This window comes from Chitinophaga sp. CB10 (assembly GCA_001870995.2).
In the GTDB taxonomy this organism is placed as follows: Bacteria; Bacteroidota; Bacteroidia; order Chitinophagales; family Chitinophagaceae; genus Chitinophaga.
Window position 1 is genome coordinate 264868 of sequence record MLAV02000007.1, and the last position, 21212, is coordinate 286079.

The 21212-nt window shown below is 52.4% G+C and carries 15 protein-coding genes; 5 read left to right on the plus strand and 10 right to left on the minus strand.

The window, feature by feature from the left end; translation table 11 throughout:
• Positions 1-38 precede the first annotated feature (38 nt).
• Complete coding sequence (locus tag BOC67_RS12585) at positions 39-2222, minus strand: DPP IV N-terminal domain-containing protein (RefSeq protein ID WP_291910680.1); 2184 nt, start codon at positions 2220-2222, stop codon at positions 39-41.
• A gap of 288 nt (positions 2223-2510) precedes the next feature.
• Here BOC67_RS12585 and BOC67_RS12590 point away from each other — a divergent pair, with 288 nt between their 5' ends.
• The 3 genes from BOC67_RS12590 to BOC67_RS12600 all read left to right on the plus strand — a co-directional run bounded on the left by BOC67_RS12590 (position 2511) and on the right by BOC67_RS12600 (position 4158).
• Entirely contained in the window at positions 2511-2768 is a 258-nt protein-coding gene (locus BOC67_RS12590) for a hypothetical protein (protein WP_291910681.1), read from the plus strand.
• Positions 2769-2845: 77 nt separating this feature from the next.
• Positions 2846-3457, plus strand: coding sequence for a trimeric intracellular cation channel family protein (locus tag BOC67_RS12595; protein ID WP_291910682.1), 612 nt, complete (start codon positions 2846-2848; stop codon positions 3455-3457).
• Between the two features lie 56 nt (positions 3458-3513).
• Complete coding sequence (locus BOC67_RS12600) at positions 3514-4158, plus strand: MarC family protein (RefSeq protein ID WP_291910683.1); 645 nt, start codon at positions 3514-3516, stop codon at positions 4156-4158.
• Positions 4159-4487: 329 nt separating this feature from the next.
• Here BOC67_RS12600 and BOC67_RS12605 read toward each other — a convergent pair whose 3' ends face one another.
• From BOC67_RS12605 to BOC67_RS12625, 5 genes are all read right to left on the minus strand, one after another.
• Positions 4488-5579 carry an efflux RND transporter periplasmic adaptor subunit gene (locus BOC67_RS12605; RefSeq protein ID WP_291910684.1) on the minus strand — a complete coding sequence of 364 codons (1092 nt, stop codon included), beginning with the start codon at positions 5577-5579 and terminating at the stop codon, positions 4488-4490.
• Positions 5566-8802 (minus strand): efflux RND transporter permease subunit, encoded by a 3237-nt coding sequence (locus BOC67_RS12610; RefSeq protein WP_291910685.1) that lies wholly within the window; start codon positions 8800-8802, stop codon positions 5566-5568. Before BOC67_RS12610 ends, BOC67_RS12605 begins: the two co-directional genes overlap by 14 nt.
• Before the next feature lie 17 nt (positions 8803-8819).
• Complete coding sequence (locus BOC67_RS12615; protein WP_291910686.1) at positions 8820-10223, minus strand: TolC family protein; 1404 nt, start codon at positions 10221-10223, stop codon at positions 8820-8822.
• A gap of 48 nt (positions 10224-10271) precedes the next feature.
• A complete protein-coding gene (locus BOC67_RS12620) occupies positions 10272-10631 on the minus strand; it encodes a hypothetical protein (protein ID WP_291910687.1) in 360 nt (119 codons plus the stop codon).
• Between the two features lie 113 nt (positions 10632-10744).
• Positions 10745-11551 (minus strand): hypothetical protein, encoded by an 807-nt coding sequence (locus BOC67_RS12625; RefSeq protein WP_291910688.1) that lies wholly within the window; start codon positions 11549-11551, stop codon positions 10745-10747.
• A 74-nt stretch (positions 11552-11625) separates the two neighbouring features.
• Here BOC67_RS12625 and BOC67_RS12630 point away from each other — a divergent pair, with 74 nt between their 5' ends.
• Complete coding sequence (locus BOC67_RS12630) at positions 11626-12576, plus strand: aldo/keto reductase (RefSeq protein ID WP_291910689.1); 951 nt, start codon at positions 11626-11628, stop codon at positions 12574-12576.
• Positions 12577-12617: 41 nt separating this feature from the next.
• Here the strand turns inward: BOC67_RS12630 and BOC67_RS12635 are convergent, their stop codons facing one another.
• The 4 genes from BOC67_RS12635 to BOC67_RS12650 form a co-directional block, all read right to left on the minus strand.
• A complete protein-coding gene (locus BOC67_RS12635; protein ID WP_291910690.1) occupies positions 12618-15128 on the minus strand; it encodes a LamG-like jellyroll fold domain-containing protein in 2511 nt (836 codons plus the stop codon).
• A 277-nt stretch (positions 15129-15405) separates the two neighbouring features.
• Complete coding sequence (locus BOC67_RS12640; protein ID WP_291910691.1) at positions 15406-16431, minus strand: outer membrane beta-barrel protein; 1026 nt, start codon at positions 16429-16431, stop codon at positions 15406-15408.
• A 107-nt stretch (positions 16432-16538) separates the two neighbouring features.
• On the minus strand, positions 16539-17720 hold the full coding sequence (locus tag BOC67_RS12645; RefSeq protein ID WP_291910692.1) for a hypothetical protein: 1182 nt from the start codon (positions 17718-17720) through the stop codon (positions 16539-16541).
• A 54-nt stretch (positions 17721-17774) separates the two neighbouring features.
• Positions 17775-19001: a TCR/Tet family MFS transporter gene (locus BOC67_RS12650; RefSeq protein WP_291910693.1), complete on the minus strand. Its 1227-nt coding sequence runs from the start codon at positions 18999-19001 to the stop codon at positions 17775-17777.
• 290 nt (positions 19002-19291) lie between these two features.
• Here BOC67_RS12650 and BOC67_RS12655 point away from each other — a divergent pair, with 290 nt between their 5' ends.
• Entirely contained in the window at positions 19292-21211 is a 1920-nt protein-coding gene (locus BOC67_RS12655; RefSeq protein WP_291910694.1) for a tetratricopeptide repeat-containing sensor histidine kinase, read from the plus strand.
• Position 21212: the final 1 nt, after the last annotated feature.

Consider the following 21212-nt stretch of genomic DNA (forward strand, 5'->3'; position numbering starts at 1 on the left):
ATTTAGGGATGCGAAGGTAAAGAATAAATACCTATCTGCTACCTTGCTCCCGGAGGACAATTTAATTTTAAGAAATCCGTGAACAGGGTGGACAAGTGCTCCCGTGTGCCCTCTCCTTCCGAAATACTGTGCGTGCGGTTAGGATAAGCCATGAACTGGAACTGCTTATTATAGCGCACCAGCGCGTTGATCATCATCTCGGAATTCTGGTAATGCACGTTATCATCCCCCGTACCTTGGATTAGCAGCAGCTTACCCTGCATTTGCGCCGCGTAGGTAATGGGCGAGCCTTTTTTATAGGCTTCCATATCCTCCCGGGGCAGGCCGGTATAACGCTCCTGGTAAATATTATCATAGGTGAGCAGGTTGGTCACCGGCGCCACCGCTACGCCAGCGGTAAACAGGCCGGGATACTGGCAGAGCATATTCAGCGTCATGGTGCCGCCGCCGCTCCACCCCCAGATCACGGACCGGGTGGAATCGAGGAAGCGGTATTTTTCGAATAATGCCCTTGCAGTCAGCGCCTGGTCCCGGGTATCGATCACGCCTATTTTGCCATAAATGCTTTTGCGCCATTCGCGGCCTTTCGGCAGCGGGGTGCCCCGGTTGTCGAAACAGACGTACACGTAACCGTCTGCCGCCATGCTGCCTTTGTACAGCGGATCTTCCCCGGCATAGTAGTTATCCAGCGTCATGGCCATGGCCGGCCCGCCGTACACGGTAAATACCACCGGGTATTTTTTGGAAGGATCGAAGTTATCCGGTTTCACCATGTAGCCGTCCATCGGCACGCCGTCCGCGGTGGTGATGCGGAGGTATTCCATGTTTTTGCCGCGGCCGGTGTAGCGTTTGAGCGCGTTGGCCATGGCGGAACTCAATACCGGCGCTTCGCGGAGGTCGATGAATTCAGCCGCCGGCCTTACCAGTTTGTAGCTGGAAAAGGAATGCGCCGCCCAGAGGCTATAGGGCGATAATTCATATTTATTGGTACCCTCCAGCTCCCGCGGCGTGAGGCGGGTGGTATCGCCGCCATTCAGCGGAATACTGTAGAGGTATTGTTGTACCGGGTTATAGGGAGAGGCGTGGAAATATATTTTGCCGCTGCCCTGATCGGCCCGGAGCAATTTGATGACGTCATAATCGCCGGGGGTGAGCAGCGTGGACTTTCCATCCGCCAGGGAAATGCGGTACAGGTGGCGCCATCCGTCCTGCTCACTGAGCCAGAGGAAGGATTTGCCATCCGGCAGGAAGTCCCACCCTTTGATACCATTATCATCCCAGGCGCTTTTTACATCGATCCAGGCTTTATCGGTTTCTGTATAAATGGTGCGGGTGCTGCCGTTATCGGCGCGGCAAATCATGATCTTACTTTCGTTCTGCCTGCGGTTCAGCTGCTGGATAATCAGCTCATTGGTACCGGGTATCCACTCCATGCGGGGAATGTAATGCTGGCGGTTATCCCCGGGAACGTTCATCCAGGTGGTGCGCGCCGTCTGGATATTGACTACGCCTATTTTAACGGCGGAGGGGTCCTGACCGGCCACGGGGTATTCCACGGGGATGGTGAAGGAATAGATGGAATCCGTGTTATTGATCATGAGGAAGTCGCGCGTTTTGGTGGCATCTACCTGCCAGTAGGCGATGGACTTGCTATCCGGGCTCCAGCGGAAACCATCCCGGCAATCCAGCTCTTCTTCATACACCCAGTCGAAAGTACCGTTGATAAAACGGCGGCTGCCGTTGGTGGTCAGCGGTTTGATTACGCCGGTGGAAAGGTCTTCCAGGTAAAGGTTGGAGCGGCTCACGTAAGCGGCGTACCTGCCGTTGGGCGAGAGCTTCGCAAACATGAGTGTAGCCGCAGGCAGGGTTTTACCCAGCTGGCGGAGCTTTTTGGTCCGGAGGTCCAGCAGCCAGTAATCGCCTTTGGTTTCATAGCGCCATACCCGTTGGGTATTGGTAAAGAGCAGTACCTGCTGTTCATCCTGGGAGAACTGGAAAGACTTTATTTCCAGCGGCTGGGATGCGCCGGCGGGTTTGAGTAATTCCATGGGCACTTTCACGGTGAGGGTACTACCGTTGCAGGGCACGTAGGCGATGCCTTCTTCGCGGATCTCATAATAGGCTTTGCCATCAGCGCTCCACGTAAAATCCGGGCCGGGCTGGGCTTTCAGGATACCGGCCGCTCCATGCAGCAGCAGTATCAACAGGGCTATTTTCTTCATTGTCAAACAGAATAAGTTGCAATGGTAACTAAAAAAATAAGAACAATGCGAACAAAAGGGGGAACGTGATGTTAAATGAGGCGGAAACCTGGTAAGGTATAAATATTTTGACCTATTTTTTATTATGTGGATAAAAAAACATGTGTAATTCAAAAATATTCATAGGTTTTTATCTATTTTTATGCAAGAAATAACAATTAAATAATGAGTATCAGGGGGTTATACCTGTAGGGCGCCCGTTTGACCAGCTCAGTTACAAATTATCCTGTTAGAAAAACCATAATAGTTATGATTCAAGTTACACTGTCTTACAAAAACCGTGAATTCGTACAACTGGAAGATTCCTTCCTGGCGCAGATTGCAGAGAACACCAAAAAGCTGCTCTATGCTTTGCTGGAAGATATATACGATCTGCTGATCCAGGAGAAGGGCCGTTTCCGCATCAACCTCGACAATCATCCCAAAATTGAAGTAGAAGGCTTCAGCAGCGGATTGCAGGACCAGATTGAGCGCACTCTCCGCGGCGAATACGATTACGATTACTGATCCACGAAAACATTTCCGCTGTTGTATGCAAAGCGTATAACTATTCTATAAATTGCAGCTAAATCTAAGAACAGCGGATGCATCTTACTTTTATTCACGTCCTGGAACTACTGGGAACATTTGCTTTTGCCATATCCGGCGCTACTGCCGCTATCAACAAATCATATGACGTGATTGGTTTGCTCACCTTATCGTTTGTAACGGCGATAGGCGGGGGAACCATCCGGGACCTGCTCATCGGCGCTACGCCTGTAGCCTGGATGCAGGATGAATTGAGCAATACCGCCATCATCATTGCTGCTATTATTGCTGCCTTATTTTTCTCTTACGTAAAGCGGCTACACCAATGGCTCACCGTTTTTGACGCCATAGGCCTTGCTATGTTTACCGTTACGGGTATCAACAAAGGTATGGCCGCGGGCCTTCCCATGCCTATCTGCGTGGCGCTCGGCGCAATTACGGGCACCTTCGGCGGATTGCTGCGGGATGTGATCAGCGGCGAACAACCGATTTTATTTACCCGTGAAATATATGCCGCCGCCTCCATTGCCGGTGGCACCATCTATGTGGCGGGCACTTACTACAATGCCGACCCGGATGTGATACAGAGTATATCCGTGACCGTTATAGTCGCGATACGATTGATCAGCCTCCGTTACAACTGGCAGCTACCGCGGCTTCGCGGATAATTCCCCTGCGGAAATTCCTTCTTCTCTACATAACATAAAATTCCTATATTGCTGTTATGAGGGAAATCTTTGATAATTATTTTGCTTTTGCCACAACGGTGTTCATGGGATTATTCGCGATCGTCAATCCCATTTCTTCCATTCCGGTATTCCTGGAACTCACGTCCAACATGGATAAACCGCAGCGGAAAAATATTGCCACCAAATCCGTATTGATTGCGTTTTGTATCATCGCCGTTTTCAGCGTCGCTGGCAAACTGATATTCCATGTATTCGGGATCACCCTCGCTGCCTTGCGGGTTACCGGCGGTATCCTTGTTTTTGTGATCGGGTACGAGATGGTGCGCGGCAAAGAGGAGGATAAGCATAATCCCAAACTGGGCGATCAGCCCGTTAAGGCGGATCACGGTATCAGCGCGGCTATCACGCCGCTGGCCATGCCGCTTATGGCAGGCCCCGGCACCATCACCACTGCTATGAGCTACTCCGCAGCGAAGGACGTTTATCATCTCGCCATTGTAATGGGCGTATATGCATTGATATGTTATATCACTTACCTGCTGTTTCTTGCGGGCGATAAAATTGTAAATATCATCGGCACCAACGTCATGATGGTGATTACGAAAATGATGGGATTAATATTGGCTGTGATCGGCGTACAGATGCTGGCACTGGGTGCAATGGAACTTTTCAAACTTTAATTTTTTTTCTTGCCGCGATAAAACAATTTGATTTTAGCTGGTGTTATTTAAGTATAAATAAGGCTTATAAAAATAGAAGTATCGACCCCTACCCGGTCAATCTGTAATCTTCAGCATTCCTTAAACTTAATTATAAACATAAACCGTCATTGAAAAATGGCGCTAAGATATTTTTTCGATTAACAACAGGTAAAATCCGTTATTGATTACTAGGTGGATGTTATCGTTCCCTTTTTTTAATTGGAACATAAAAAAAAATCAATATAGACGGAACAGTTAGCAGAAAAGCCGTCCCGATTCTTCGGGACGGCCGGTTTTTTATAGCAGCATTATTGAATCGTTTCTCCCTCCCGGATGTCGTCCGTTGCATTTGCAACTACCTGGTCGCCCGGATGCAACATGCCAAAAATTTCCGTAGAATCGTTATGATGATTGCCTTCCTGGATATCTACCCATTTTGCTTTTTTATCTTTTACCACTACAACGTATTTTTTTTCGGTAGAGGCGACCACCGCAGATGCCGGCACGACCATGGCGCCTGAAGAGCCGCTCACCGGTATATTCACTTCGGTAAACATGCCTGGTTTAAGCCGGCGGTTTACATTCAGCACATCTATCTCCACGGCTTCGGACCTGTATTTATCGCTCAGCGTACCTGCCTGCCTGGAAATTTTTCCTTTAAAGTTTTCCCCGGGGATGGCATTCACTTTAAACGTTACCTCCGCTCCTTCCTGCAGCTGCGCGCTTAGTATCTCCGGCACCTGCAATACCAGCCTCAGTTTATCTTCCTGTTCCAGCATGAGCATGGGCTTATCGTCCGTTTTAGTTGCAGGTCCAACCAATGCGCCGGGATGAATATTACGGGCGGTAATCACGCCGTCGAATGGCGCGGTAACGGTCAGGTAATCCTTCATGGCTGCGGCAGCGGCCAGGTTGGAACGCTCGGTGTTCATCAATGCGCTGTCGGCCATCATCCTGGACCTGGACAATGCTAAATCATGCGGCGCAATAGTGCCGGGCGTTGCGCTGGTGGCCAGCATCCGCTCGTAATTATCCTTAGAGGCGGCAAACAGCGCGGCGGCCTGGTGGTAGCGCGACTGTGCCGCGAAGTATTGCTGCATCACTTCAGGGGCTTCCAGCTGCAGTAACAGCTGCCCTTTCTTTACGCGACTCCCCCTGTCTACCGCTACTGTTTTAACGAAGCCGTTGATGCGCGGGTATATACTCACCTTTTCAAACGCTTCCAGCGCACCGGGCAATTGAATGGAAGAAGCCAGCGGCTGTTGCGCCACGGTGGCCAGCTGGTAGGTTTTGGCAGTATGCCTGTTCGATTTCGCCTGCGGCTCCGCGTTGTGGCAAGCGCCTAAAAGCAATACCGATCCTGAGATAATAAGCGTATGGAATATTTTATATGGTTGCATGCACATTATTTTTAGTTGAATGAGAAACTTTCTTTTCGCCCGGCATCAGGGAAGGCGATTGATAGCCGGCCTTGCGTTGCGCGAAGGCGTAGATCAGCGGGAGTATGAGCAGGGCAGCCAGCGTGGAGGCAATCAACCCGCCGATCACCGCGCGGCCCAGGGGCGCCGTCTGATCACCCGCCTCCCCCAGCCCGGACGCCATGGGGATCATACCCGCCACCATAGCCAGGCTCGTCATCAATATCGGGCGAAGGCGGATACCCGCGCTTACTACGGCAGCCTTGCCGGCATCCCGGTATTCCAGCCGCAGTTTTTCCGCGTTGGTAACGATGAGGATCGCATTGGCGACGGATACGCCGGTAGACATGATCATACCCATATATGATTGCAGGTTGAGCGTAGCGCCGGTGAGCAATAAAGCGATCAGCGAGCCTGCGATTACAGCAGGAACGGTGGTCAGCACCACGAGCGATAAGCGCATAGACTGGTAGTTGGCGGCCAGCAGCAGGAAGATCACCAATACGGCGATCAGCAGGCCGGATTGTAGGCTGTCCAACGTTTCCACCAGTAAGCTGCTGGCGCCCTTTATTTCCGTTTTCAGTCCTTTAGGCGGCTCGCCTGCATCGTGGATGGCTTTTTGCACAGCATCTGTTGCAGTGGCCAGGTCCATTTTGTGAATGTTGGCACTAACGGTGACGAACCTACGCGGTCCTGAACGGTCCAGCTGCCCGGGCATTTCGCCCATGCTGAACGAAGCCACATCGGATAGTACCGGCCTTGCCTGCCCTTTCACGAGCGGGATCTCTTTTAAGTCCGAAAGGGATGCCATATTGTATTCCGGTATCTGCACCTGTACCTGGTAGGTGTAAGCGACTTTTTCATCCAGCCACTGGTTCTTTTCCGTAAACCGACTGGAAGAGGTAGATGCCGTGATAGAACGGGCCACCTGGCTGATGTCAAGTCCCATCTGCGCCAGTTTAAACCGGTCGATATTGATATTGATCACGGGGAAATGCAGGGGCTGCGCTATTTGTACATCCCGCAGGTAAGGTACCTGTTGCAGGTTACGGACAATCTTCTTCGCATAATTTTCAATCTGCTGAATATCCTTTCCGGCCACCCGCACTTCGATGGGGTTGTTAGCGCCCTGGCTCATGATCTTCTCCGTGAGGTCAATCGGTTCAAAGGAAATACGCGAGTGAGGAAACAGGCTGTCCACCTTGCTGCGCAGGGTTTCCTTCAATGCGTCCATATCCGTTTTATAATCTTCGTCGAGGTTCACCTGTAATACCGCTTCGTGTGTACCGCTGTTGAAGACGTAGAGATTACTCGTACCGTAACTGCTGGGAATGAGGCCCACATAAGCGGAGCTGATGGCGACGTGCCCGTTCGTGGTTTCGTCGATCAGGTTGAGCAGCTGATGCACCCTGGCCTCCGTCCTTTCCAACCTGGTGCCGTCGGGCTCGCGCAGGCGCACCTGGAACTGGCTGCCGTTTACATGCGGCATCAGGTCCTTGCCGATGTACCAGTAACAGGCGCCGGCTACCGCCAATGCAAGCACCAGGTATATGCCCATGATCCAGCCTGCCCGTGACTTCCATTTGTCCAGCCATCCCATGAATCCTACCTTAAACCGCTCGAATCCCTTCAGTTCCTGCGCATGCGCAGTTTCATAGTCCACCTCTTCCGCTATTTCAGCTACCTCCGCATCATCCAGGGCGAGGCTGTGATGCGCATGCTGATACTTCTCCGCTTTCAGCCACCAGTTGGCAATCACCGGTACCAGCGTTTGTGCGGCAAAGTAGGAAGCGATCATTGCGAAGCCAATGCTCAGCGCCAGCGGCAGGAACATGGCTTTAGGCACGCCGGTCATGATAAAAGACGGCGCAAATACCGCGAGGATGCAGAGTAAGATGAGCAGTAAGGGGAATGATATTTCCTCACAGGCATCGTATATCGCCTGTTTTTTGGACTTGCCCATTTCCAGGTGCTGGTGGATATTTTCGATCGTAACGGTGGCCTGGTCCACGAGGATGCCGATGGCCAGCGCCAGTCCGCTCAGGGTCATGATATTGATGGTTTGCCCGCTCAGTTGCAGGAACAACACTGCCGCCATCACCGCCACCGGTATGGTTACCACCACCACCAGGCAGCTGCGGAGGTCCTTCAGGAACAGTAATACCATGAGGCCTGTGAGCAGGGCCCCGAGGATGCCTTCCGTCATAAGGCTTTTCACGGCGTTGATCACGAAGACAGACTGGTCAAATTCGTAGCTGAGTTTCACATCATCCGGCAGCAGGGATTGCATTTCCGGGATGCGTTGCTTCAGTGTTTTCACTACGTCCCAGGTGCTGGCATCCGCCGTTTTTACGACGGGGATGTAAACGGAGCGTTTTCCATTGACGAGGGCGTAATCGACTGTCACATCCGACCCATCTGTAACGCGGGCTACGTCCTTAATAAAAATATTGGAGTTGCCGTTGCTGGTAATGGGGATATCGCCGAAGTCCGCCACTTCCTTTTCCAGGCTGTTCAGCGTGGTGACGTACATGGTGTTGTTGATGCGGATATTGCCGGAGGGTGTCATCAGGTTATTTTTCGCGATAGCTTCCACCACCTGGTCGGCGGAGAGGTTGAAGCTGCGCAGCTTTTGCGGGTCCACGTTCACTACCACAGAGCGGGAGTTAGCGCCGAAAGGCGGCGGGGCGGATAGTCCCGGCACGGTCGAAAACATAGGCCTGATGCGGGTCCCCGCCAGGTCCGCCATTTCTTTCAAGGTGCGGGTAGGACTACTTAGCACCAGCTGCCCTACCGGCAAGGAAGAGGCATCGAAGCGCACTACCTGTGGCGGCAGCGCGCCCGGCGGGAAAAACTTCATCGCGCGGTTCACCTGTAAAGCCACTTGTGCAGAGGCTTCCGCCATATCCGTATTTTCATAGAAAGTAAGTTTGAGCATGGTGAGCCCTTGAATGTTCCTGCTGGTAATATTTTTCACTCCGTTTACGTAGAGGAACTGGTCCTGCAGGCGGGTGGAGAAAAATCCTTCCATCTGTTTGGCGGACATCCCTCCGTATGGCTCTATCACGTATATCGTGGGGAGGTTGAGTTTGGGGAAGATATCGATAGGTATTTTGAATACCGACAGCAGGGCAAACAACAGTACACCCGTAGTGATAATTACCACGGCCACTGGTTTCTTTAATGCTGAAGTTACTAATGACATAATGATCTCAGTTAAGGTTAGTGTAATTCCGGCAACAGCGCCTGCAAGGTATTACCGGCGTAAGCGGCTCTGAACAAGGCTTTCCAGGCAGCGTCGCGGGCCTGTATCAAATCCGTTTCCGCGCGGTTCAGAAGAAAGAGTGCGTTGGTCACTTCAATGATGTTGGTAAGGCCGGCTTTGTACAAGGCCGTCTTCTGCACGGCGGCGGCCTGCGCGGCTTTGAGCTGGGAAGGGATTTCCGCCAGTCGCTGTTGGGCCATGGCGATGTCCGACTGCGCTTCATCCATGGCCTGCTGCAATTTCACGGTCATGGTTTCCTGTTCTTTTGCGGCGGCATCGGCGGCAAAGCGTTGTGTAGCCGCTTTTTCGCGGGTACGTTTTAAGTCCGTGAAATTATAGGTGATGCCGAGGCCGAGGAGGTAGTTATACCTTTTATAGCCCAGGCCACTCCAGAGGTTTTTATTATAGTAATCGTTGAATTCGCCGCTGGAGCCGCGCATCCAGCCGGCGGCCATTAATTGCACCTTTGGCAGGTTGGCTTTGCGGATCACTGTTTCCAAGGCCTTTTGCTGTTCGTATTGCGACTGGTAGAATTGCAGCAACGGGTGCGTTGCAGCAACGGCCTGCTGCGGCGCAAAGCGCGCGAGTAGCCCTTCCAGCTTAGCTTCGTTCAGCGTGTCAGCAATGATCCTGGCGCTATCGATTCCCGTAAACGCCGCCAGTTCGATGCGGAGGCGGTTGTACTGCCCGTTTATCTCCAGGAGGTTGAGTCGCGCTTTGGAGAGTTCTGCCGCTGCCACGGCGCTGTCGACACCGGGTTTAAGGCCGTATTTCACCGTGGCGTTCACCGCCCGTTGAATGGCTTCCGTACGTTTGATATTATCAGCGGTTATTTTTTGCAGCGCCGTTAACCGCAGTAGTTCCAGGTAGTCCTGGATGATGGCGATCGTCAATTGGTTGCCGGTGTTGGCCAGATCGGATTTGCGCGTGTTCAATGCCGCGCGTGCAGCTTCCGTCCGGCTGGCGTATGCGCCGAAGTTGTAGACCTCCCATTGCATCTGCGCCATGGCGATGTTGCCGCTCATGAGCTGATTATTATTTTTTTCGCGGATACCGCCGGAGGTGGATGGGATCATGCCCATGGTGAAGTAGGAACCGTAGATACTATTGTCTGTCCCTACGTCCAGCTGTTCATGCACCCGCAGGGCCGGGTACCAGTCGTGTTTTACATCTGTCAGGTTGGCTTCTCCTGACTTTATCTGCGCCTGTTTGGCCTGCATGGCCGGGTAATGTTGTAGCGTGCGGGATATAGCCAGGTGCAGCGAAAAGCTGTCCGCTGGCTGTTGCGCGAAGCCATGGCTCGCGGTAAGCAGGCAAAGGCATACCGCATAGCAATGCTTCACGAAGTTATGTTTGCTCATAAAATCGTCTGATTACTAAAAAACAAAAAAGAATAGCATGTATATGGATCAGGCTAGAGGCGGGCCTCTCCAGCTACGAAGCGGGGTGAATACTTCGTGGTAACAGGGGCGTAAAAATCCGGTGGCGCGGGCAACGTAAATGAAGCGGTCCCTCAGCGTAATGTAGCCGATGTTACAGGGATGGTCGCTATAATCGTTCAGCCCAACGGGGCGGCGTTTATGCCGGGTAAGGGTGGATTTGAATTTTTCGCCCTTGATTTTGGGCGCTACGAAAGGATGTTGGGAAAGCAGGCTGGCGGTGAGCGCAGGAATCTTTCCTCCGGGCACGGCAATATTGCCTTCTTTGCCGGAAGGCAATAGAATACTGGCAAGGACAAAAATTATAGCTAACCTAACAACAACTTTCACAACCCTATGGAATTATGAACCGTTAAGTTATTAAAAGTTTATCCAAGGCTTAATACCGTTTGTAATATTTAATTCGATTTTAATGATTTAGGCAGCCCCCCGGCTTTTTCCCATTAGTAAAGATATACCAGGCATAGCGCGCGGAGCTTTTTACCGGCGCGGGCGAGCCGGCCATCCGCCGTAGAAAGGCAGGTAAAAGCCTGGTATTCGTCCAGCACAGGCCCGAGGGCCACAATGCGGAGTTCATATTCTTCCAGCTGCCTGTTTACAAAATCCATGCAGGCCTGCGCGAAGTCCTCCGCCGTTACAATCTCTTCGTATTCCTCTTCGGTAGGCACATCCAGCACGATGCCTTCCTGTTGGAGAGGTTCCAGTTCGTTGAGGGCGTAGATGCCTGTATCCGTCAGGTCGGACCATTCAAACTCCGCCAGGTTGCCGCTGTTTTGCAGGGCCACAGCCAGCTCCTCCCAAACGGCATGGGGCTGGGGTTTCACGAAGGCTGGCAGTTCGTCCGTTAAGGCGGCGGCGGTATCTTCATCAAAGATATCGAGGTAGAGCTGCGCCAGGGTTTGCCTTGCATTACCGCTCTGCTGCAGCTTTTCGGCAGCCTTGATGTCGTGTACGAGGGTATCCCAGCGGCTTTGCAGTTCCTCCTGGTCTTCCTCCGTCATTTCATCCGGAATCATTTTTGCGTTATCGTCTGTTATATTTTCCAGCGCATATTTATGAACATGGAGGGTATCCTCTGTAAAGTATAACTGGTAAGTGGCATAGTTGGTAAAATTGGTACCGATCACCACCTTGTCAGGAAAAATTTCATGCGTTACATTTTCGCGGGCGTCCAGGATGGAGCTACCGTTGATCTTACCATACGTGGAAGTGATGTGCGCGAAGTCCGCAGCGGATATATTAAGTGTCATATGCATTCGAATAAACGCCCAAATTTAGTTAAATTAGGGGGAAGCTCAACCGGAATAAACTTAAACTATCAGATATGGAAAAACGTAAATTAGGAAACTCAGGACTGGAAGTAGCCCCGTTGGCATTTGGCGGAAATGTTTTCGGATGGTCAGCAGATGAAAAGACTTCTTTTGCACTGCTGGATGAATTTGCAGCACAGGGCTTTAACCTGGTAGACACGGCGGACGTATATTCCCGCTGGGCCCCGGGCAACAAGGGCGGCGAGTCGGAAACCATTCTCGGGAAGTGGATGAAGGCACGCGGCAATCGCGATAAAATGATCATTGCTACGAAAGTTGGGGCGGATATGGGAGAAGGCATCAACGTGAGTAAAGCGTATATCCGTAAGCGTGTGGAAGATTCCTTGCAGCGCCTGCAAACGGATTATATCGACCTCTATCAGACCCATTACGATAATGAGAATACTCCTGTGGAAGAGACCCTGGAAGCTTATGACGAACTGATTAAAGCCGGTAAAGTGCGCGCTGTCGGGGCTTCCAATATGAGCGCCGCCCGCCTCCTGGCGAGTTTGCGCGCGAGCGACCAGCACGGGTTGCCCAGGTACCAGACTTTTCAGCCGGAGTACAACTTGTATGACCGGGAAAAATATGAACAACAGTATGCCGACATCTGTGTGAAGGCAAATATTGGCGTCATTAACTATTATTCCCTTGCCAGCGGTTTCCTTAGCGGGAAATACCGCTCCGAAGCGGATGTAAATAAAAGCAGCGCACGCGGGCAAAAAGCGCTCAGTTATCTCAGCGCGCGTGGCATTAAGATCCTGGAAGCGCTGGATAATACAGCCAGGAAGCACAACGTAACGCCATCGGCTATATCGCTGGCCTGGCTCCTCACCCGCCCTGCCATTGCAGCGCCTATTGCCAGCGCTACCAGTACGGCCCAGTTGCAGGAGTTGATAAAGGGCGTACAGCTCACGTTGGATAAGGAGGATGTAGATTTGCTGAATAAGGCGAGCGCCTATTAAAATAATTAAAGGGAGTGATGGTGTGTCACTCCCTTCTTTCTTTACTGCTGCACAAATATCTTTACCGCACTGTGCGCTCCGCTGGCGTGCAAATCCAGGAAATATACGCCTACCGGCAACTCCGGCACATCCAGCGCCAGCTGCTGCCTGCCTTTGCGCAGTTGCTGCCGGTACACTTTCACGGGTTGCCGTTGCAAATTATATAGCACCAGGATGGCAGCTGCCTCCTGCTTCGCTTCAATATTCACCCGCATGTTTTTAGCCACCGGGTTTGGCGCAATCGTCATCATGACAGCGGATGCCGCTTTTTGTTTAGCGGCGGAAAGCGGCGCTACCGGCGGTATCCAGCTGCGGCCATCCAAATGCCAGGCGGTATCGATATCAATTCCCAGGAAATCCAGGCAGCTCACCGCCATATCCACCTGCCGGGGCGTGTTGTTAAATACGCCATAGGTAAACGTCGTATCAGGCGCGGGGGATTGCCAGTTGGCAACACCGGTTATCGCCGCATTGTTGCCGGCGTTTAGCCCGTCCAGCAGCGTATTGCCTCTGCCTTCGTGGCCCGGCCAGTAACCCACGAGGCTGGCATAGTCCGGATGGGAAGCCGTGATAGCTGTATTTTTCCAGCTGTTGATCACCGCTGCGCTCAATACTTTATTCCAGATACGGACATCCGAAATATTGCCCTGGAAGGCGTAACCATAGGCGAGGGTACCATCCTGCCCGATAGCGAACGGCAGTCCGGACGCGATGCTTTTTTTCACCGCCGTCATAGGCGTGGCGCCCGTCTGCACGCCGTCTACATAGGTAGTAAGGTTACCGCTGCGACTCACCGTAAACGCCAGGTGATGCCAGGTGTTGGTCCCCAGCGCGCCGCCATTCAGGTCTACCCTGCCGGAACCATCTCCTATATTGACTTTCCAGCCGCTGGACGTCAGCGCCATCACGTAACCTTTGTTGGTACCGCTGGCCCAGTTCTTATCTGAAAGTATCGCCGGATCGCCGGACCAGTTGGCGATTTTCACTTTACATTCCATCGTGAAATCGCTGTTATCAAACTGGTAGTTGAGCGCGTTTAACGGCCTCGCATACGCCGCACTGAAGTTCAGCGCTGCCGGCTGGGCTACCGCGCCTTGCCATACAGGCGTACCCGTTATCGTGCCGTTGCTGCCGCCTTTTGCATTTACCCAGGTGGCGCCGCTGCCCTCGTCCCCTTTGAAATAGGTGAGCAGGTTGGCGTAGGAAGGATGAGCGGCGGTCACAGGTTGCGACATCCAGGTGATCAGCTCCGGCTCTGGCAGCGCTTTATTCCAGATCCGTACTTCCGCGATGCTGCCGTTAGGGTGATAGCCATAGGCAAGCGTACCGTCCTGCCCTATGCCTAAAGGCAGGCCACTGCTGACATCCCCGATGGCGGTCATAGGCTTGCTGCTAATCAGCGTGCCATCTTCGTACATGCTGATATTGCCATTCCGTTTGCAGACGATGGCCAGGTGATGCCAGCGGCCATCGGCAATGATGTTGCCGTTCATATCTACCCGGTGCGCGCCGTCTCCCACGTTCACTTTCCAGGAGTTGCCGTTTACGGCAGATAATACAAAGCCTTTGTTGAGGCCATTGGCCCAATTCTTATTGGAGAGGATGGCCGGGTCGCCGGAGAAGCCCGGACTGAGCTTCACCCGGCACTCAATGGTGAAGTCTGTAGCTGCGCCAAAGTTATAAGGCGTGCCTGGCGCCTGTACAAAAGCGCCATTATCAAAAGAGAGATATTGGCCGCCCATGTTAAAGCTCACCACCTGCTTTGAAATTTGCGCAGGCGTAAAGCGGGCGTTGGAAAATACGGAGAAGATATTCCTCTCTTCGAAGGAGCTGCCGCCGTGGCCCGCCATGTTCCCGCCATGGTCCGTGGTAACGGCCACCAGCCAGTCCTCGTTGGCATAGTTGGGGCGGCTCTTCAGCGCCGTCAATATATTTTTGATATAGCCATCGGTTGTCTGTATGGCGTTAATATATTGGGAGACGTTAGGGCCGAAGCCGTAGGAATGTCCCGCATGATCAACATCGTCAAAGTCCACAAAAAGCACATCAGGATTATTGTTCGCGAGTTCCGCTACCGCGTTGTTTTTAACGTCCAGGTCCGTCGTTACGTTGATTTCAGCGTCTACATTGTTGACGATATAGGTATTGATAGGCGCCCAATGCGCGACGGAAACCGTGCGCCGGGCGGGTGTCAGATTTTCCACCCTTTCCAGGAAGGATTTGTACACCGCATAGCTGGAACCGGAAAAGGAGTTATCCGCCACGCCGGTTTTATTGCGCCAGACGCCGGTGAGCATGGCGCTCCAACCGACGGCGCTCCAGGTAGGCGTTTCCGTTAGTGCGTCGAAACTGTAGACGGAATTGGCGATCAGGGAGTCCAGCGTAGGCGCGTTGGCGGCGATCACCGCATCGTGGCGGCAGCCGTCGATGCCGAGTAGCAGGACTTTCCTGGTTTGTGAAAAGGATAATTGGGCGCAGAGCAGGCCCATGCTCAGGACGTAGATTTTTTTCATTGCTCGTAGGGTTTAATTAACAGACCCTACTAATATATATACAAAAGTTTAGAAAAACTAAACCCTTTTTCCTGTTGGAAATTTGAACAGGAAAAAGGGTTGAGCATGAAATCATTAGCGGTTTGGATGCTGAACCGGTTTTATTACAGGAACCAGGCAACCCCTGCATAATGGCATCAATGGACACTAGTACAGGGCAACTCCCGCCTTATTATAGTAACCAGGCAACGCCTGCATAATGGCATCAATGGACACAAAAACAGGGCCCCCCCCCCCCTTACAACCTGAACTTCAGCCCTGCGTTAAAGCCCATACCGCCGATATTGATATATGACTTCAAATCGTTGGCCGGCGCATTATCATTCTTATAGTAAGTTTTAGTTCCCTGCTTCCTCACTTCGGTATTGGAGTTTTTGTCGAGCGTGGTAACGTAGTCCGTATTTCTTTCCGCCACGCTGAGGTCATTGAGGCCACGGGTACTCAGCACCTGCAATGCAGCGCCGGTGCTGCCATTGATGGCAGTATTGGTTTCTTCGTATTTGGTGACTTCCTTGCTTTTACTTTTCACCGGTACGTTGCGGTATTCGGTTTCCACGAAGACGTCTATCCGCGGGGATACATTGATGCTCACACCCAGGGCGCCCTGCATACCGATGGTCACATTGGGCTTAACTTCTTCCTGGCGGTGGATCACTGTTTTCACCATGGTGCCCGGAGGCAGCGGCAGGCCGGCAGGCGGATTGGATATCTGCAGCGCGTCTGTTTCGATGTACAGGCGTCCCCAGAGCGGCAGCACAACGCCAAACCTTACATAGGGATTTACTTTTTCCAGTCCGGGACTGAATACAAAGCTCGGCGCAAAGTCAACAGCGTTTACATGTCCCCGTGAGGTGATACTACCCAGCACCTGCCCGGAGCCTACGACGGTAGTCAGGCTGCGTGTCATCAGGTTTTTAGAGCTGTGAAAGTAGTTGAAGGTTCCTTCGATGGCGATGTACCTGTTGATGTTATAACCGACGCTTAAGCCGCCCCGTACGCCTTGCCCGTAGGAGCCTGTCAGCACTTTCCTGCTGATGGTATCCAGCGGATTGGGATTGGCAGGATTATACTGTGTGTGGAGGTCCTGCGGCGGGTATGGGCCCACATTGGGAAACTGACCGGGCGTAATGCTGAAGAAATAACCACCGCCTACTTTGAGATAAAATTTTGAATGCGGGGCGCGGGAAGATCTGTCCTGCGCATAAAGGGTACTGGAAACAGCCAGCAAGAGGGCTATTGCTGATAACAGGATGGGTCGCTTCATAAACATGGTTTTGGTGATGTGTTACTGACTGTAACTTTCTTACAGCCTATTGAAAGTTAATCAATTGTTAGCACATAACAAGCGACCGATCCTGATAATTTGGCGGATTAAAACGCTTCAGCCAGAGAGAGATAGAAACCGCTCTGCCGACCTTCGCCTGGGCGCTTCTCTCCCACGGCATAGTCTAAACGAATGGTGAGTTTGGAGCTTTCGTCATAGAACCAGCGGATACCGCCACCGTAGCTGGGCTTGAAGCCATCGAAATGGAAGTCCTTATTGCGGTACACGGCGCCCGTGCCGGCAAATGCCGCCAGGGCGAATTTAGGATGCAGGTCTACAAACCATATTTTGATACGGATCTTCGGGTCCACCAGGTAGCGGTATTCCGTTTGCAGGGCCAGGTAGTTCTGATCCCGGTAACGGCCGGTATAGTAGCCGCGCATGATCAGGTCGTTCCCCATTTCAGGCAGCTGGTAGAAGGGTATCTGGCCGCCCTGGATGGTGTTGAAATAACCGTTGAAGCCAATAGTGCTTTTTTTCCCGAAGGAGAAAAACTGGGCGCCCTGCGCTTCTATGCGTGTCAGCTCTTCGGAGCTGAGGAATTTAGGCGCGAAGGAAACGTTGAGTTTCAGCCAGGTGCCTGTGCGGGTATAGTTTTGGTTATCGCGGTTGTCGAATATCCCCGTGAGCCCGAGGAATGTCACATGTCCGCCGGTTTTACCGGTGAGTGACATGGATTCATATATCCCTTTATGATCCTCGCTGCTGTAGGAATCGTTCTGGTATAACGCCGTTGCCCCTACGTAAAAATTACCGCTGATGCGGCGTTCAGCTTCTACCTGAAACTTATAACGCCTGTTATTCAGGAGGGATTTATCGGAAGCGTGGGTCGTATCTCCCAGGCCATAGAAGTACATGGGAAAATCGTGGTACCGGAAATTGCTTTTAAAATGCCAGCGGTTCGCCCTGGTCCAGATATTCGTTTTCAGGTCGATCTTGTACTGATTTTCCGTGGTGATGGAGGGGATCAGGTTGATCGTAGAATTCCTCGTCAGGGGATGCGGATCCCTGTTATCCGTATAAAACGAATACAGCATCGCCGCTCCTATTTCCAGCCCTTTTTCCTGGGAATAGCCCAATACGGGCAATGGAAAGAAACTACGTTTACGCAATACCGTATCCTGGGTACCGAACAACGGGCGCTCCCGTTTTGCAACAGAGTCCTGTTGCGCATTTGCACTGATTACCGTTCCTGTCAATATAGCCGCAGCAAAAATTCTTCTGAACATAGTTTGCAAATGTAACGGGAATTCGAAACATGCAGCATATTGAATGGCAGGTTTTTAGGAAGACGCCGGCGCATGCGTTTTCTTAAACGACACGATGGCCAGTATGATACTGGGCACCAGCAATAAAGCGCCCGTCAGGAACGGCGCGCCGGGGAAGTAAACCGGGGCGCTGGCCTTGGTGAAAAAGGTAAATATGCTCGTCATCATCAATGGGCCGAAAATCATCGTCAGGCTGACCAGGGACGTCATAGCCCCCTGTAATTCGCCCTGCTCCGTTGCAGGAACCTGGTTGCTCATGATCCCCTGCAGAGCGGGTCCGCAGATACCGCCGAGGCAGTAGGGCACCAGGTACACAAACATCTGCCACCCCTTACCTGCAAAGGCAAACAAGGCCATGCCAATGGCGTACAACGCCAGCCCTACGATCACCGCCCGCTTCGCGCCCATCTTTGGAATGATGATGCGGATAAGGCCGCCCTGCACCAGGGCTACCATGAGCCCTACGAACATGAGAGAATAGCCCACCCATTGCTCCGTCCATTTGAATTTTTCCATGGTGAAAAACGACCAGGTAGACTGAACAGCAAAGTTGGCTACATAGATGAGCAGCAGGGAGAGGATCAGGCCGGAGATCACCGGGTATTTGCGCAGGTGCGTCAGCGCGCCGAAGGGATTGGCCCTTGACAGCTCGAACGGACGCCTGTTTTGCAGGGCTAACGATTCCGGCAGTACGAAGAGGCCGTATAAAAAGTTCAGGAAGGTTAAGCCGGCGGCTGCCAGGAAAGGCACCCGGGGCCCCCAGTGGCTGAGCGCCCCGCCCAGGCCCGGGCCTATGATAAAACCGAGGCCAAAGGCCACGCCGATCATACCGAAATTCTGGGCCCGCTTATCCGGGGTACTGATATCTGCAATATAGGCTGCGCCGGTACTCATACTCGCGCCGGTTACGCCGGCCAGTATCCTGCCTACAAAAAGCAGGGCGATGTTGGGCGCCCAGGCCAGGAAGATGTAATCCAGGCAGAAGGCGGCCAGGCAGGAGAGCAACACCGGCCTGCGGCCGTAAGCGTCGCTGAGTCCGCCGATGACCGGCGCCATGAAAAACTGGGTAATCGCATAGGCAAAAGTAAGCCAGCCGGACCACCAGGAGGCGCCGCTGAGGCCTTCCCCGGTAAGGTTTTCAATCAACTTGGGCATCACCGGGATGATAATACCAAATCCAATAACGTCGATCAGCAGGGTAACGAAGATGAAGCCCAATGCCGCACTTTTCTTAACAGCCATGTGCAGGACAAATTTTTTGCAAAATACAAATGGAATTGTATATCAATGTATCATGTCAAAAAAAATATTAACGGGGTCCGCCCCGGCGGAAATCCGTTTTGTTTGATCACGTATTATGATTATTTTTATCTCAATTTCATGTGGGACGCGCCCCAAACCGGTCCACCATCTGCCAACATTAATCTCTTGCTATGCTACCGGCCAATCCTTTGAAAAGATGCCTTCTGATCCCTCTGTACGTACTGTTACTGACACCTGCCGCCTATTCGCAGTCAACCCCGACAGATTCATTGGAAACTGCCCTGCATCAACATCCGGAGCCGGACGAGGGCCGGGCCGATTTGCTCAATACCACCAGCAGGAGTTATTTCACAAAGAACCCCGTAATAGCTGAAAAGTACGCCAAAGAGGCATTTGCCATCAGCCTGCGGCTGAATTATACCAAGGGAAAAATATGGGCCCAGCGCAACCTGGCGCTGGTAGAAAATACCCGGGGCAACCTGGACAAGCAGATGCAGCTCACCCTCAGCTCCCTCAAGCTGGCGGAAACGATGAACGACGAGCATACCCTCAGTATCCTGTACAATGACATGGGCAACATTTTCACGGAGCAGAACAGCCCGCGGGACGCGTTGGTGTACCTGCACAAATCACTCGTCATCAAAAAGCAGTTACGGGAAGCCCCTGAAATCAGTAAAACCCTCAATAACATCGGATCTGCATACCTGTCCTTGCACATACTGGATTCCGCCCTACTCTACCTGCGCGAGGCGGAAGACATCAAGATATCTCTCAACGATCAGCGCGGCCTGGCGTACACATACGAGAACCTCGGCCTCGTAGCGATGCTGCAGCAACGGTTTGCAGATGCGCTGCGGTATCATGAGCTCTCCTCTGCCTGCTACCACCAGGCCGATAACCAGCTGGGTATTGTAAAGTCCAGCCTGAACCTGGCGGAAGTGCAAACCTTCATGGGCAACTATGCCGATGCGGAAAAGAACCTCGCCCATGCCTACGAGGTAAACAGTAAGCTGAAGAATGTGAAGAACGATATGATCTATTACAAGATCAGGTATGAGCTGGATAGCGCCCGGAAGGACTACCAGGCGGCGTTCCATCACTTCAAGGCGTTTACGGACCGGAATATGGCCTTCTTCAACCTGGAGAAGAGCCGCCAGATATCCCGTTCGCAGGAAAAATATGAAGCGGAAAAGAAGCAAAAGGAAAACGAGCTGTTGAAGAGGGAGCAGCAGATACACCTGGCCACCATACAGCAACAGCGCATCCTGGTATTATCCGCCTCGCTGCTGTTTGTGATCCTGCTCATTATTACGTTTATACTGTACCGTATGTACAAGCGCCAGCAGGTGCTGACCAAAGCGCTGAACAGTAAGAACCAGGAAGTATCGCTGCAGAACCATATCATCCTGGAGCAGAACACGACGCTGGAAAGTTTGAACCAGGTGAAGGATAAGATATTTTCTGTGATCAGTCACGACCTGCGCTCGCCCCTCGCCATCCTGGAAGGATTGCTGTTTTTGCTGAAGGATGAAAAGATAGACCCGGAGCAGTTCCGCTACTATACCGATGAGTTGTGGCGGGATGTAAAGAACACCGCCTACATGATGGACAACATGCTGCAATGGGCCAGCAACCAGATGAAAGGCATTGGCGTGAAGGCGGACGATTTTGACCTGACGCTGCTGCTGAACCAGGAATTTGAGCTGTTACAAACGCTGGCAAGGCAAAAAGACGTATCCCTGCATCATGAAATAAACGGGGCTGTGCTGGTATATGCCGATCCGGAGATGATCCGCATGGTGCTGCGCAACCTGATCAACAACGCTATTAAATTCACGCCGGGCGGGGGCCGCATTACGGTGAGCGCCCGGATTGATAAAACCTCCGTGGAGGTGATGGTCCGCGATAACGGCACCGGCATTCCCCTCGAAAACCAGCACCGGATTTTCTCCAATATCTACTACTCTACCAATGGTACCCGCAACGAAAAAGGCTGTGGGCTTGGCCTGCACCTCTCCAAAGATTTCGTGGAGCGCAACAACGGGCGCATCTGGTTCCACAGCACGCCTGGCAGCGGCAGCAGCTTTTCCTTTACCGTCCCGCTGTCGGAAGAAACCGAGGCTAACGTACGCGGGTACACGCTGATTTTGCAGAACGGGGGTTCGAACGGGATGAGCGTATTGCGGTAGG

Coding starts and splice junctions, on each gene's coding strand:
- BOC67_RS12585 (WP_291910680.1), bottom strand. CDS start 2,222: ATGAAGAAAATAGCCCTGTTGATACTGCTGCTGCATGGAGCGGCCGGT.
- BOC67_RS12590 (WP_291910681.1), top strand. CDS start 2,511: ATGATTCAAGTTACACTGTCTTACAAAAACCGTGAATTCGTACAACTG.
- BOC67_RS12595 (WP_291910682.1), top strand. CDS start 2,846: ATGCATCTTACTTTTATTCACGTCCTGGAACTACTGGGAACATTTGCT.
- BOC67_RS12600 (WP_291910683.1), top strand. CDS start 3,514: ATGAGGGAAATCTTTGATAATTATTTTGCTTTTGCCACAACGGTGTTC.
- BOC67_RS12605 (WP_291910684.1), bottom strand. CDS start 5,579: ATGCAACCATATAAAATATTCCATACGCTTATTATCTCAGGATCGGTA.
- BOC67_RS12610 (WP_291910685.1), bottom strand. CDS start 8,802: ATGTCATTAGTAACTTCAGCATTAAAGAAACCAGTGGCCGTGGTAATT.
- BOC67_RS12615 (WP_291910686.1), bottom strand. CDS start 10,223: ATGAGCAAACATAACTTCGTGAAGCATTGCTATGCGGTATGCCTTTGC.
- BOC67_RS12625 (WP_291910688.1), bottom strand. CDS start 11,551: ATGACACTTAATATATCCGCTGCGGACTTCGCGCACATCACTTCCACG.
- BOC67_RS12630 (WP_291910689.1), top strand. CDS start 11,626: ATGGAAAAACGTAAATTAGGAAACTCAGGACTGGAAGTAGCCCCGTTG.
- BOC67_RS12635 (WP_291910690.1), bottom strand. CDS start 15,128: ATGAAAAAAATCTACGTCCTGAGCATGGGCCTGCTCTGCGCCCAATTA.
- BOC67_RS12640 (WP_291910691.1), bottom strand. CDS start 16,431: ATGAAGCGACCCATCCTGTTATCAGCAATAGCCCTCTTGCTGGCTGTT.
- BOC67_RS12645 (WP_291910692.1), bottom strand. CDS start 17,720: ATGTTCAGAAGAATTTTTGCTGCGGCTATATTGACAGGAACGGTAATC.
- BOC67_RS12650 (WP_291910693.1), bottom strand. CDS start 19,001: ATGGCTGTTAAGAAAAGTGCGGCATTGGGCTTCATCTTCGTTACCCTG.